Source organism: Emcibacteraceae bacterium, from assembly GCA_041396985.1.
Taxonomy (GTDB): Bacteria; Pseudomonadota; Alphaproteobacteria; order Sphingomonadales; family Emcibacteraceae; genus Pseudemcibacter.
Map to the genome: position 1 here is coordinate 59,062 of JAWKXO010000001.1, position 14,389 is coordinate 73,450.

Genomic DNA, 14,389 nt, shown 5'->3' on the forward strand with positions numbered 1-14,389 from the left:
CCAGTACTCATATCAATTTGTTAATTCGGTAAATAAGAAGGTAGATCCGGTGCAATTTCATCAAGAAAGGTTTGTATCCGTTTCTCGGCATCCTCTACCTCTTCACCTTCAAAAATTGGTGTTGTCAGACGGACAAGCGATCCGTCCGTTCTGTTTCTGAAAATAGCGTCTTTTACCAGATACCATTTCATCAGATATTCATTCGACATTTTATGCCCGCGCTGATCAAACCAGTAATAGACAAGCTGTCTGTCCCGCTCGCGTTCGATTATAGCACGATTTATCGGCATTGGCTCGCTTTGTCCGCGAACGTTGATTTCAATGCGATCAAACTCTGTAATCAGCCAACCACCACCTGGGATACAGACCCTCGGCGAATGCGGTGATATTCCTTTTCTTTGTGATGAATAATAGGCCACATAAAGATTAACAGGCATGCTGCGCATCGGTGATCTGTAATCAGCAAGAATATAATCATCTAGCCCAAGGGCTTTTTCCACATTCGGCTCAAGATATGTTTTTCTTGATTCCCAGCCATCAATTTCACTCGGGAAGGAAACAAACCTCATCCGTTCAGGTACAATTTCCTGACGATCCGTGATATTTAATATCCCAAATGTCGCCAAAACCATAAACCCGGCAGTAAAGGCTATCGGTAAAATATTTTCACCCTTTTCATTTGCCTTTAGCGGCTTGGCCTCAATTTCCGGAAGATCGAAAAGTTCAAAAAAATCACCGCCATTGGTGAATTTGATAAAGAGCCAGACTTCACCGCATAAAATTGCCGCACAGGCCATAAAAATAACCCAGCCTTCAAAATAATGCAGAAGACCATCGGCCATTCCACCACCCCAATATTCAACCAGAACACCAACCATGCCAATTCTGAAACTGTTCATGAAAATTGTAATCGGTATTGTCGAAATAAAAACAATTGCCCGTTGCCAAAATGGCGCTTTAAAAAGATATGCTACCAAAAACCCAAGACTGGTAAGCGGGTATAAATAACGAAGGCCACTACAGGCATCCACCACCTGAAGCTTATAACTGCCAAGATCAATTACATTTCCTTCGAGAAAGACGGGTATACTCAAAAGTCTTATAAAAAAGACTCCAAGTTCCGAAGAAATAAGCTGAAGGCGCCAGGACATAATTGAATCAAGAAAATAAGGCATCGGAATTGCAAACAGCAAAAACAGAATTGGCAATGCTGTCAGACGTAATAACGCCATGCCGCCAAAGACAAGGGAAATACCAAGCAGCGAAAGAATAAAGCCCGTCTGTACCAGAATAAATATGGCGCTTAGTTCCCCGACAAGCAGCATAAAGCCGGAGACCAGAATAACAGCAAAACCTGCCCACATTGGCTTGCCTATGCTGGCTGCCAGCGCATCTCGTCTGTCCCAAAGCATCCAGAGCGATATAGCCGGAATCAGAAAACCATGGCTATACTCATCCTGTGTCAACCAGCGCCCATACTGGTTTAATAATCCACCACTGAATGCCGCCAGACTGAAAAACAGCGAGACGCCAAGCAGGATAAACTGAACAGGATGCTGCCTGATTATATTGGGGTGTGCCGTGTCAGAAATAATACTCATCCATTTAATTTTTTATTGCGTTTTATAATTTGACGAGATTATCACAAAGAAAAGTAAAAAAACAGTGTATGTGGGCTCGATTAAATTATTAAGTTTATTGTCTATTTTATTGATTTATTTTGTTTTATTGGTAGCGATATTGAAATCAAGGCAATTAAGATGAAATATTCTTTTAATGAATTTATTTGGATTTATCAGGGTTAATTTATGCCCATTGCTTTCCATTTCTTCATTAAATAGCAATAATTGAGCCAAAATTGACGGATCAATATAACCGACTTTTGTCATATCCAGCTCAAAATCCCCGTCCCGTTTCAGAATTTCGTTAAACATAGCGATAATCCTGTCCCGTATTTCTATCGTCAGATCACCTTTTAATATTACGGTCTTTTTCTTAAAAACCGGCAAAATATATGGCGTTGACCGGGTGGTGTGCCTTTTGATCAGAGATCTGTATGGCAAAATATTTTTAAAAATCAATTTTAGAAAGGCACAACCGTCATTCCAATATCTGCTGAATAATTCCGGTTCTTCCTTAATCCGCCATAGCCATTCCAGATGAAAATTCTGCACCCATTCCGGTGCTCTCTTCACATTCCCGGCAATGAAATTGACAACTGCCCCAAGATGGCTGATCACATAAGCATTTAAACTGTCACGATTATTTTCAATCCAGGCCTGGCCTTTTTTCGCACCTAGCGAAACAATGATGAAGTCGGCTTTCGCTTCATTAATTTCATCAATAATTTCGTTGCTGCTCATGTCTTCGACACTGCCAAAGCCGGGGTTCAGGTAACCGACACTTTCCAGTCCGCATTTTTTTTCATTTAATATTTCATGGGCTTGTTCCGCTATGCCATCCTGACCGCCAAAGAAAAAAACCTTTATCGGTTTTTTCCGGCAGCGGTCATCATATTTCAGAAAATCAATAAGACTGGACCCCGCAACCCGTTTTCTGATGGGGATATCAAGCAGTTTACACATAAACACAATCGGCATGCCGTCTGCTATGCTTAAATCAGAATGGAGGACAGACTTTCTGAAATGTTCATCATGCTGACCGGCAATCAGGAAATTCAGGTTCGGTGTCGATAAAAATAATTTATTTCTATTGTTGATAGCGTCGATTATTTTTGTGGCCGTTTCCTCCATGGTCACGGCATCAAAGCTTAATCCCAACAAATTATATATATCACGGTCAGCGTTCATGGTGCGCCTGCTCCCACTTTGGCTTCATTGCGTCATTGATTTCATCAATGGCCCGCTTTTTGCCAACCACCAATGCCCTTCGCTGATATTTTCTGATAAATGAAATCAGTTTTCTGTCTGATTGTTGCGGCTTTCGGCAAATCATGCTTTTAATAAATCCCCATGCCATAGCCAGCCCGCCAATAATATAGGGTGGCCGCACCATCCGGTATGCGGCGGTTGCCATAAAATATAGTATACTGCTTCCCATATAATATTGTCCGTATCCGTGGCGCATCCGGCCGGTCAGTATGCCATTCTGACTTGATCCCATCGGTCTCAGATGGATAAATCTGATTTTCGGGTCATCACTGCTGCAGGCGATCCAGCCAAGAAATCGGCAGCGATGACAGTCTATCGCATCCCACATGACTTCACGGACAAAGCCGCCTATTTCCTCAAAACATTGTCGGCGGTAAAATTTTGATGCACCAACACACATTTCATCGCCGCACTTTTCACTGACCTGTCTGTCACCATCCATATAATAGGGTTTTCCGCTGAAACAGCCAAGTCTTGGATTTTCTGCCATCTTTTCCATCAGAATTTTGAAATAATCGGATGGCAGGATCAGATCCATATCCAGTTTGCAGATATAGTCAAATTCAGCGGGATTTATACTGTCATAGCCTTTATAAAAAGCTTCAATCACGCCGGGTCCAACGGCGCGGGCGCCACGGTTTTCATTGGTGATCACCGAAATCCAGGTATATTTTTCAGCATACTCGCTCAGAATGTTCGCTGTTTCATCGGTTGAGCCGTCATCAACAATAACCCATTTTTCCGGCAATATGCTTTGCCCGGCAACGCTGTCGAGCGTCTGGCGCATAAATTTTGCCTCATTCCGGCAGGGTGATATAATTAAATAGCTCATATTCTCATCTTATCCGTTAAACAGCACTTCCAGCCTGTCAATATTAACATCGCGACCAAATTCGCTTTGAACATGGCTTGCCGCATTATCGATAAGACTATGCTGAATGTCACGTTTTACTATTGCTTCCGCCAGTGCATCAGCGTCTTTCGGTTCAACCAGCAGACCGGTTTTCCCATCTATAATCAGTTCCGGTATCCCCGATATCCTTGTTGAAATAACCGCTAGACCAAGCATCATCGCTTCCATCAGCACAACGGGAATACCGTCCATGTCGCCATTTTTATCTTTCTGACAGGCCAAAACAAAAATATCATGTTTTGCCATCCATCGCCCCACATCCTTATTATCAAGGGCGCCGATCATTTCCACGCAGTCGGATACATTTTTCTCAGCAATTCTTTTTTCAATCTGCGTCCGTTCGGGTCCATCGCCGGCAATGGACAGTAATACCGGTACCCCTCTATCTTTTAAAAGCGCCACGGCGTCAATTAAGGTCAGCATCCCTTTCTTTTCCACCAGACGGCCCAGTGAACAAAGCCTGATTTTCTCGCTTGCCTCTTTTTCCGCCCCTTCATATTTCAGATCGACCCCGCAGCGCACAATGCGTATTTTGTTTGCCGGGAGGCCAATTTCCATTAAAAAGCGCCTGTTGAAATCGGAAATAGTGACAAAATATTTCGCACGCTCCGCTTTTCTTTTTAAAAGAAGGCCGTGTTCAAAAATATCATTGGCATGGGACGTTACAGTAAAGGGTTTATGACTGATGACCGACGCATACATGGCAACCTGACATGGCACATTGGCAAAATGAACATGAATGTGTTCACAACCGTTTTTTATGAATAACCGCGCCGCCCGACAGGCAGCAAAAAACTGATAAATCAGCTTATAAGCCGCCAGATTGAAAAGCCCAACATGAAAAAAATCTGATATCAATAGCCCCAGTGCTTTCACTGTCCCCAAAGGCCTTGTGAAAAGACACTGAAAAAAAGCAATGATAAAAATAATCACCCCATCCTTATAAAGATAATGAACAGGTCCCATTTTTTCTTTTACTGCGGGCGAAACATCCACAGGTTGATGAATTGACAGGGGAAAAATTTTGTAACCACGCTCACGTAAGGAAAAAATTTCATTATAGACAAATGTTTCCGATAATGCCGGAATTGCGGGCGCCAGATAGGCGATATTTTTCTCCTTAAGCGCCATTTATTTTGTCTCAACCTTTAACGGTGCAGCGGGTATGCCCACTACTGTCTGATTTGGGGCAACATCATTAAGTACGACGGCATTTGCCCCTACCCGCGAATGATCCCCCAATGTAATTTCCCCCAGAATTTTTGCACCACAACCGATGTCAACATGCCCGCCAACTTTCGGGGCTCCACCGATCAATGTTCCCAATGTCACCTGCTGAAAAATCAGACAGTTTGGGCCAATCACCGTAGCAGGATGAATGACAATCCCATTGGGATGGGGGATGAGAAGCCCGCCACCAATATTGCACATAAGATCAATTTCCGCCCCTGTCACCACCGACCAGAACCGATGGGACAGGACCCAATATTTTTGTGCTGCTTTGGTGAAGAACCCTTTATGACCTTGCTCGAGCGCCTGATATTTTCTGATTGCCCGAAGCAACCGCCTTCCGGGATCCCAGAAACGTCTTGGCTTCTCCCGGCTCCAATCCGGTATTTCCGCTGATACTTCAGACATTTATTTCCTGTTCCCGTCTTTCAATAGTGTAATTTTATTTATACTCGATGATATTTTGTTTGCTTCCGCTGATCTTACCGTAGTGATACTTTAAAAATCCTAAAAATTCCGGAATTTTATCAATCATACAAAATGTTGCATATAAAAACTTGTCCCCGGATGAATAAGGCATATTCAATCCCTTATAAATTCTCAGTATCTGAATGGGAAAAAGCGCAAGAATAAAAAGAGCCAGTAAAGGATATTTCAAAAACGTAGCGATCAGGACAAGCGGATAAAGTCCACCCCAAATCACCAGACTTTTTCGTTCTCTGGCCCAGCGCCCCCATTCCACAGCATTGGCATAGGAAAAACCGGTCCGGACCGATCTGATCCACCACGCATTATAATGCATCATGGCCGCATCATGAAAACCCATGGGCGCGTCAAGGCACATGATCTTCTGTCCCGCTTTTCTAAGGCGATGATAAAATTCCGGCTCTTCACCCGCAATCAGGTTTGTATTAAAGCCATCATGTTTACGGAATATATCTGCTCTGATGGTGGCAATGCCGCCGCAGGAATTAATTTCACCCGGCTTGATATACCACGCCATATCACATAGCCTGTTATAGAGCGTTAAGTCACGATATTTTTCACGAAGCCTCCCGCAAATGACCGCAACGTCCGCTGAAACTTCAAAGGCGCTGATCGCATTTTCAAGCCAGTTTTCATCCAGTTCACAATCACCATCTATAAAATGCACATAATGAAGCCCCTCAACGGTTTCATTCAGGAACTTAAAACCGGCATTTCTGGCCCGGGCGGCGGTTAAGGGGCACTCTTGATCAAGCTCAATCACATTAATTTTAAAGGATTTTGCCAGATTGGCACTGCCGTCTGACGAACAGGAATCCACATAAACAATATGTTTGACACCAGAATTTAAAACTGATTCAATACAGGCTTTAAGCCGCTGACCTTCGTTACGGCCAATAATGACGACCCCTGCATTTTTCAACATGCCGTTCTCTGTTACTGCATCATCTTTTGTCATTAGAATATTTTATAATGAAGTGGTTAAAATATTGATAGTTTTAAATTTTTTACTGGCTCTCACGGATAACTTCAATACCCGCCTGTTCCAGAAGAGCGCAAAAATTATCCGGCAAATGTAATCCCGTTCTGAAGTCTGACATTTTCGGCGTCGGATTACTTTCCGGATAAAATACATCGCGCCCCAAAAGTATTTTCCCGATTTTTGGCCTGATATCATTTTGACACAGGGCACCAAGATCAGCCTTTTTAATAAGGGAAGACATATTTGGTCCATGATAGGCTGATAAAACCAGCATATCCATTAGCCCTCTCAAAAATGACATATGTCCGCCCTGAAGGCTGCTGCAGACTTCCCAAACCCGCCGAATAACAATCGGCTGAAATTTGTGACCAATTTTCTTATTAATAAACTGCGGCAGGAGATATGAGAATTTTTTATAAAGACGCCTGACTGTTCGCTGCGGTTCTACATAGGGGGTAATAAAATTTTTCCAGTTATTGGTATAATAAACATCCCCAAGCTGGCCTTTCCAGATAATGGCTTCATGCTGATAGGTGTCAGCTATTTTCCTTAAATCCGCCCCCCATCGCCAATGGGCCAGATCGGCCCGGCAACAGGCCTCAACAATTTCATAATCAAGTTCGCCCCGGTCATTGGTATCATCCAGTTTCAAAACGTCTATATTCAGATTATTTTGAGCAACAAACTCTTTTACCAGTTGATAATTCGGCTCGGCACTTAAGGCAACGACCGGATTTTCCCAGGGTAGTAAAAGCAGGTTCATGCTGTCCTTACCGCCGCACATAATAATATTTGTTTTGCCGGGGTTTTTATCCTCTATTATTTTAATATCTTTTTTCAGAGCGTCTGCTGTCAATCGGCAATAGTCATCAATATCGGTTATGTCAAAGCAGCAGTCATGCGGCGCACCGATTTTCACAATTTCCTGATCAATGGTGTAATTTCCGGGATGGTTCGCGAAATTTTTTGCAAAAATAGTATCAACAGCCGTTTGATTGAGCTTCATGCTATTTTTAAGCACAATGAGCGCCAGTATGGAAAATGAATAATAGTTCTTATAACGATAGACATTATAAAATGACGGCAACCCTTCAAACTTATCCGCCTGCCAGATATAAATATCATGATGCTGCCATACCATTTCTTCGGTAAGGCAGGGTACCTGCCGGATCTCCTTTATCCTGTTTCTTAGATTTTCAATATAGTCAGTGACCATTTCCTGATAACCCATTCTGCCCGATAATATCCACGCCATGCTTTTTTAGCAGGTCAATAAACTTTTCCGGTTTATGAGACCCTTCCCTAAAGCCCGACAATTTCGGCGACGGGTTACTGGATGGATATATAACCGGTTTGCCATGAAGCATTTCCCCTATTTTCATTCTGACATCCTTTTGAACCGCTTTTGCCAGATCAACAGAGGACAGGACTTTCTGCACATTTTTTCCATGGTATGCCGATAATACGAGAGTATCCGTTAACGCCCTGATAAAGGCCATATGATCCCCCTGCGAAATTGCCCCTTTATTCCATACTGTATCCGCAACCATCCTGCTTATCAAGTGTCCGAAAGGGACAGATAAAAACATGGGCAGATAGGGTGACAGTTTATTATAAACTTTACAGAAAAAGAGCCTAGGTTCATTTTCCGGATAAATATAAGTCTTCCACCGTGGCGCGAAGTAAGCATCGGCCATCTGCCCTTTCCAGATAATAAGCTTCTTCGAATAATCGTCCGTTATTTTTTTTATATGGTGTCCCCAGCGCCAATGAACGCTATCAAGCCTGCAGCATAATTCAGCGATTTCATCCTGCAGATAGTTTTCGTCAAAACTGTCTTCCAGAAGACGCACCTCTATATCAAGATTATTCTCTTTCACAAAGTCGCACACCAGCGGATAATTCGGTACAGCACTATAGGCAACGACCGGATTTTGCCAGGGCAGCAATAGCAGGTTCAGGCTATCCTTGCCCCCGCACATAATCACATTGATAAATCCGGGATTAAGCTTTTCAATTTCAGCAATGTCCGTTTTAATGGCTTCAACCAGCATCCGGCAATAGTCTTCGGCATCCGTAATTTTTTCCGTAAAACCATGTGAAGCGCCAATTCGTTCAACATCCTGATCAATGGGTGTATCGTGTCCGAGCAAAATGAAGTCTTTTGCGTTTAATTTTTTGACAGCCGCCGGGTTTAAATGGAGAGTGTTTTTATGAAGTATAAGTGCCAATGGCGAATAGGAATAATAGTTATTATATCGATAAACCGGATAAAAGGCGGGCATGCCATCAAACCTGTCTGCTTTCCAAAGCAACGGTCCTTGATGCTGCCACATCATATCCTCCGTCAAAACGTCAACGGATTTTGGGGTTTTAATTTTCTCTCTGATTTTTTCAATATAATCCATAAGGAACATTCTTACCGAGGGACAGTTTAATGCCTGTCCTTATTTTTGGCCAAATAGTCTTTGATACCTTCCCGCATTTCATCACGGTCCATTGCAAAGGCAAGGTTTGCCAAAATAAATCCGGTTTTGTCCCCACAGTCAAAGCGCTCACCTTCAAAAAGCAGTCCGTGAAACGGAATATGACCCAGCATTTGTGCCATGGCGTCCGTTAATTGGATTTCCCCGCCAGCACCGATGACTTTTTTCTCAAGGTGGCTAAAAACTTCCGGCTGGAGTATATATCTGCCGATGATGGAAAAAGTGGATGGCGCGTCTTTTGGATCCGGCTTTTCTACCAACCCTTTGACTTCAATAACCTTTCCTTCCCTGCTTGCAACATCAAGAATACCGTAGCTTGAGGTTTTTTCCCGCGGCACTTCCTCAATCGCCACCACATTGCCGCCTTTTTCATTATAAAGATCCATCATTTGCTTAAGGCAAGGACTTGAAGAATTTACCAGGTCATCCGCAAGCAATACTGCGAATGGTTCGTTACCGACAATATTCTTGGCACAGTATATTGCGTGTCCAAGTCCAAGTGCTTCCTGCTGGCGGGTATAGGATATGCTGCCCTCATTTGGCAAAAGATTTATCAGCTGATCCAGAATTTCCGTTTTATTTTTCTTGGCCAGCATATCTTCAAGTTCATAGGAATGATCAAAATGATTTTCGATGGCAGCTTTTCCGCGGCCGGTCACAAAAATAATTTCCTCAATTCCGGCGGCTCTTGCTTCCTCAACCGCATATTGAATAAGCGGCTTATCAACAACCGGCAACATTTCCTTGGGCATTGATTTTGTTGCCGGCAGGAACCTTGTACCCATACCACCGACCGGAAAAACGGCTTTTCTTACCGGTTTCATTTTACTTTCCCCTTATTTTTGGCGGACTGTTTCTTTCCACCTTTTTTTGGCAAAATATTGGCACCGGGAACAGAAATGGTCTGATTGACGTTATGAAGTCTCGACAAATATTCCTTGGTCAGGTTCTTTCCATATTCAACGGATGGCTGATCATGCGGGTTAACCCCAAGCAGTTCCGCTGTTATGATTGTTTCCAGAATGAAATGCATAATCAGCGCCCCTAATATGCGCTCATTAATTTCACGAATTTTAATCTGCCGGACGGGTTTGCCCCGCTCTCCCAAAGCTTCCACTGTGCTGTCTGCTTCTGCTTCTACCAGATCACCAATGGTTGAGCCGGCCATAAAATAAAAATCTTTATCATCAATCAGCATTGAATCGATGGTTGGCCCCTCACCCTTGCTCGAAACGGTGATGACGGTGAAATATTTATCATTTGGGCCATCAAGAAATAATTGAAGCTGGCTATGCTGATCCATCGGACCAAGCGCACTGAAAGGTGTTGTCCCCTTGCCTTTTTTACCAAGACTTTCCGCCCATAGTTGCTTGTACCAGTTTGAAAAGCCGGTCAGCCGGCATTCATACGGCATCATGACATTGATATTAATATTGCGGCTTTTCTGTAGTTCATAAACTGCAATTGCCCCCATTGCCGGGGCCATTTCGGTAATTTTCTCTGCATTCATCATTCTGGTGAGAACCTGCTGTGCCCCATCACGCAAGGCAACAACGTCTAGCCCAACGATCATGGCCGGCAACAGTCCGACAATTGATAATACTGAAAACCGTCCTCCCAGATCAGGGTCATGATAATGTATAGGGAGCCGCCATTTAACCGCAAAATCGTGAAGGAAACTTTTCCCCGGCTGCACAATGACGGTAAAATGGTTCTGTACTTCATTATCCCCAACAAGGGCTCTCATATAAGAAAAACAGGCCAGCATCTGGGCTATTGTTTCCGCTGTCCCACCGGATTTTGAAATGACCAGGAAGTGGGTATTCCCGAGGTCCAGCTCTGAAATAAGCTGATGCATTGTGTGGGGGCCAAGATTATCAGGAAAGTGAATTCGCGCCTTGCCATTTGGCACATAGAGCTGCTCACCGGTCAGCGCGACAAGCATTTGTGCACCAAGACTTGATCCCCCTGTACCAAGCACCACAACATCCTTAAATCGTTTTGAAATCCTGTCAGCGGTTCTGCGAATATCCGTCAGGTCATCCCGCTCACTGGGAAGCTGAAGATAGGGGTATAAAAATTTACGTCTGTTGTTCCCATATTTGCGCTTTTCACGCAGCGTTGCTAAAAATTCTTTTACACGCTTTTCATAGCTGCTCAGATTAATATCATCATTGGCGTCAAAGATATTTTCAAACTGGGTTTCATATAACATTTTCAGACTTTCATACGCTTATGATCTTTGAACCCTATTAATAATAGGGATTTCTTTCATTTATATTAATATGCTTTGCTTATATACGCGAATTGATCAAATAAATCATTGTTTTAAATGAATTTTGAATATTCTAAACAATCAACGAAACCAATTTATTAAATATATATCCCGCTGCGCCGCCCACCAGCATAATCGGCAACATATAAAACTCTTTTAAGATATTTAAGACCCCAAGTTTATTTTTGAGGTAAAAATCCAATGGCAAGCTGCCAATTAGATATAATGCCAAAAGCCAGACTGCCCATTCAAATCCCCCGACATTAAAAATAAACGGCAACCCGCCAAGCAAAATAACAGTATTAATGACGGCTTTAATTGATGGATATTTTGGTTTATCAACAGAAAAATAAAGTGCGTCTGAAATGCTGGTCCCTGTAAAAATAAGGGAAAATGAAAGTACAGAGAGCATCCAGCCGGCATCATGATAGCGCTGATCGAAAAGTAAGTTGACGATTGCTCCTCCGGAAACAAATAAAAAACCTGCCAGCGACATTGATATGCCATCAGACACCCGCCTGACTTTATAGTAAATTGAGGCGATTTCCTTTTCATTGTCGCGATTGATTTCACTGAACAGCGGAAAAAAGACGGTGAAATTTAATTTGAAAATAGCCTGATTGACAGCGGACGCCAGAAAATAAGCAATGGCATAAATTCCAAGAATTTCTCCGGAGACCAGATTTCCCAGAATCAGCCTATCCCCCTGAGCCAGAAATGCTGATATTAAACTGGAAACCAGTATCCATTTACCGTAATGAAAAATTTCCCAGAATACATCGCTTTTCCATTCAATCCGGCTTTTGGCCCCCGGAAACGAGGTATGGGACATAATTGTCATGATCAAGGAAGACAGAACTGCCCCGGAGACAAGTGCCCAGACAGACCGTTCAATTAATAAAGCCCAGGCAATCATAATAAAAATACCGGCAATCTGGGAAAAGATCTGAATAATCGTCAGCCTGCCCAGCAGCATTTTTCTGTTGGCGATAATAATGTTCATAGAAGAAAAGCCATTAATCAGTGACGTCAAAGACATCACGGCAATAATCATAGGAAGCTCGGGCGCCGTATAAGCCGAGTTTTCAGAAAACAGTCCAAATTCATTTGCGACTTTTATAATAAGGGCAACCAGAAGAACCAGAACTGTAACGATAGTCCCTCTTATAATCTGAATAGTCCAGGCCGTATTGATAAATTGTGGATCATCGCCGCGTCTGCTTCTTATGATGCTGGGTTTGATACCGATATCGGAAATCAGTGTCATCATAAATAAAAAAACCTGGGCCAAAGCCATAATTCCGAACATTTCCGGCACAAGCAACCGGGTCATTATCAGATTATTTGCCAGTCTTATTACCTGACTCATACCAAAACCGGTAAGCGCCCATAGTCCGGCTTTTATGACACGCGACCACAGGTTATTTTTATTTTCCAACCCATTTTCCATGTCTGAACATCATTCCCGTTCTAAATTTTTTATTCATTAGACTTTTGTTTATCCGGCTCATATATAACATCAATTACCAATATATAATTGCAAATGCCAACTTTATATATCAATGTAGTGTTAATTTAATTAACGGACTGGAATTTAATGTCAGAAGAAATTAGAGCGCTGATATTTATTGCTGTTATTGTCAGCGTTCCTCTCTTCCTGTTTTTACGCTATTCTTCTTCGGAAGGATTAAAACGGGACGTTAAAATCTGGATTTCTGTTTGGGTTTTTACCACGCTCCTCGCGTTTCTTGCGCCTAATTTCTGGATATATGCAGTCATCCTATCAATTTTTCTGATCTTTCTGACCAGGAATAAGCCCATTCTGAAATTATGCCTGTTTTTTCTGCTTTTGCCATCAATTCCTGCTGCTACGGTTATGGTGCCCGGCTTTGGCATAATCAATTATTTTATTTATACCGGACCGCATCATGTTATCATTCTGGTTCTGCTGTTACCTCTGTTGATCAGCGGCAGACGAGGGTTAAATGCCACTAAATCAGTAAATATACTGGCGTTTGTTTATTTTTTGCTGCTCGCCGGCATTGCTTTCAGAGACACAAACGTTACCAATGCTCTTAGATTTACCACCATTACAGCACTGGCAACCATCATACCCTTTTATGCTGTTGGCAGATCGGTGCATAACACAGATGATCTGAAGAAAATAATGTTTGCCGCCATATTGGGTATTTTTCTCCAATCCGTCATTGGCATCGCCGAAACCTTAAAAGGCTGGCATCTTTATAATGGGGCGATTAATTCCCTTGGCTTGAGATGGGGTGTGGGCAATTATCTTAGCCGAAATAATTTGTTACGCGCCTCTGCGGCTTTGGGCCACCCTATAGTACTAGGGTATATTTCAGCAATCGGCCTTGGGCTCTTTTTATATTTTTATCCGAAAGCACAAAAAAGAATGCGACAGCAGTATTGGATTGGTGTTGCTGTCTTTATTGGCGGTCTGCTTGCCAGTCTATCCAGGGGACCATGGGTTGGTGCATTTACCATGATACTGGTATTTTTCCTGACCGGGCAAAAAGCGGTCGGAAAACTTTCGAAATTTTTGGTTGCCGGTTTTTTAATACTTGCCTTATTATCAACAACCCAAGCCGGGAAAAGTTTCGTAGAGCTTATTCCCTTTGTCAGCAGTGATGAGAATATCCATGCGGTCAGCACGATTAGTTATCGTCAACAACTTCTTGACCAGTCATGGATTGTTATAAAAAGAAACCCGTTCTTTGGGTCTGCCAATTATATGGATGCCCCCGAAATGGAAACAATGCGACAGGGCGAAGGAATTATCGATATTGTGAACAGCTATCTGCAGATAGCCCTTTCAAACGGACTGATCGGGCTAGGTCTGTTTTTATCAATTTTCGCCTCTATTCTTTATAAAATGTATAAATTAATGCCCACACTCAAACAAAATATAAAGTTCAGGGATCTGCTCCTGATGGACAGGGCCCTTTTTGCCACGATTATTGGTGTGATGGTTACGATCTTCACAATGAGCAGTATCAGTATTTCTCAGCAATATTATTGGAGCCTGCTCGGACTGGCCTGTGCTTTCATCAGGATAGCCAAAACAGAACTGCTCAACCATATTCTGGAAACAAACCGAAGATAAAA

The 14,389-nt window shown here is 42.7% G+C and carries 12 protein-coding genes; 1 reads left to right on the forward strand and 11 read right to left on the reverse strand.

Going from position 1 to position 14,389, the window contains the following annotated elements:
* Positions 1-20: 20 nt before the first annotated feature.
* The 11 genes from xrtD to R3D86_00300 all read right to left on the reverse strand — a co-directional run bounded on the left by xrtD (position 21) and on the right by R3D86_00300 (position 12,713).
* Positions 21-1,601 carry a VPLPA-CTERM-specific exosortase XrtD gene (gene xrtD, locus R3D86_00250; protein MEZ5756629.1) on the reverse strand — a complete coding sequence of 527 codons (1,581 nt, stop codon included), beginning with the start codon at positions 1,599-1,601 and terminating at the stop codon, positions 21-23.
* A 114-nt stretch (positions 1,602-1,715) separates the two neighbouring features.
* Positions 1,716-2,810: a WecB/TagA/CpsF family glycosyltransferase gene (locus tag R3D86_00255; protein MEZ5756630.1), complete on the reverse strand. Its 1,095-nt coding sequence runs from the start codon at positions 2,808-2,810 to the stop codon at positions 1,716-1,718.
* Positions 2,800-3,723 carry a glycosyltransferase family A protein gene (locus R3D86_00260; GenBank protein MEZ5756631.1) on the reverse strand — a complete coding sequence of 308 codons (924 nt, stop codon included), beginning with the start codon at positions 3,721-3,723 and terminating at the stop codon, positions 2,800-2,802. Before R3D86_00260 ends, R3D86_00255 begins: the two co-directional genes overlap by 11 nt.
* A 9-nt stretch (positions 3,724-3,732) precedes the next feature.
* Complete coding sequence (locus R3D86_00265) at positions 3,733-4,935, reverse strand: glycosyltransferase (protein MEZ5756632.1); 1,203 nt, start codon at positions 4,933-4,935, stop codon at positions 3,733-3,735.
* Positions 4,936-5,442 carry a serine acetyltransferase gene (locus tag R3D86_00270; protein ID MEZ5756633.1) on the reverse strand — a complete coding sequence of 169 codons (507 nt, stop codon included), beginning with the start codon at positions 5,440-5,442 and terminating at the stop codon, positions 4,936-4,938.
* A 34-nt stretch (positions 5,443-5,476) separates the two neighbouring features.
* A complete protein-coding gene (locus tag R3D86_00275; GenBank protein ID MEZ5756634.1) occupies positions 5,477-6,478 on the reverse strand; it encodes a glycosyltransferase family A protein in 1,002 nt (333 codons plus the stop codon).
* 49 nt (positions 6,479-6,527) lie between these two features.
* Positions 6,528-7,733: a hypothetical protein gene (locus R3D86_00280; GenBank protein ID MEZ5756635.1), complete on the reverse strand. Its 1,206-nt coding sequence runs from the start codon at positions 7,731-7,733 to the stop codon at positions 6,528-6,530.
* Positions 7,708-8,910 carry a hypothetical protein gene (locus R3D86_00285; GenBank protein ID MEZ5756636.1) on the reverse strand — a complete coding sequence of 401 codons (1,203 nt, stop codon included), beginning with the start codon at positions 8,908-8,910 and terminating at the stop codon, positions 7,708-7,710. Before R3D86_00285 ends, R3D86_00280 begins: the two co-directional genes overlap by 26 nt.
* A 26-nt stretch (positions 8,911-8,936) precedes the next feature.
* On the reverse strand, positions 8,937-9,812 hold the full coding sequence (galU, locus tag R3D86_00290) for a UTP--glucose-1-phosphate uridylyltransferase GalU (GenBank protein ID MEZ5756637.1): 876 nt from the start codon (positions 9,810-9,812) through the stop codon (positions 8,937-8,939).
* On the reverse strand, positions 9,809-11,203 hold the full coding sequence (locus R3D86_00295) for a hypothetical protein (GenBank protein MEZ5756638.1): 1,395 nt from the start codon (positions 11,201-11,203) through the stop codon (positions 9,809-9,811). Before R3D86_00295 ends, galU begins: the two co-directional genes overlap by 4 nt.
* A gap of 133 nt (positions 11,204-11,336) precedes the next feature.
* A complete protein-coding gene (locus R3D86_00300; GenBank protein MEZ5756639.1) occupies positions 11,337-12,713 on the reverse strand; it encodes an oligosaccharide flippase family protein in 1,377 nt (458 codons plus the stop codon).
* Between the two features lie 147 nt (positions 12,714-12,860).
* Between R3D86_00300 and R3D86_00305 the strand changes: the two genes are divergently transcribed.
* Positions 12,861-14,387, forward strand: a complete 1,527-nt coding sequence (locus R3D86_00305) for an O-antigen ligase family protein (protein ID MEZ5756640.1) — start codon at positions 12,861-12,863, stop codon at positions 14,385-14,387.
* Positions 14,388-14,389 lie beyond the last annotated feature (2 nt).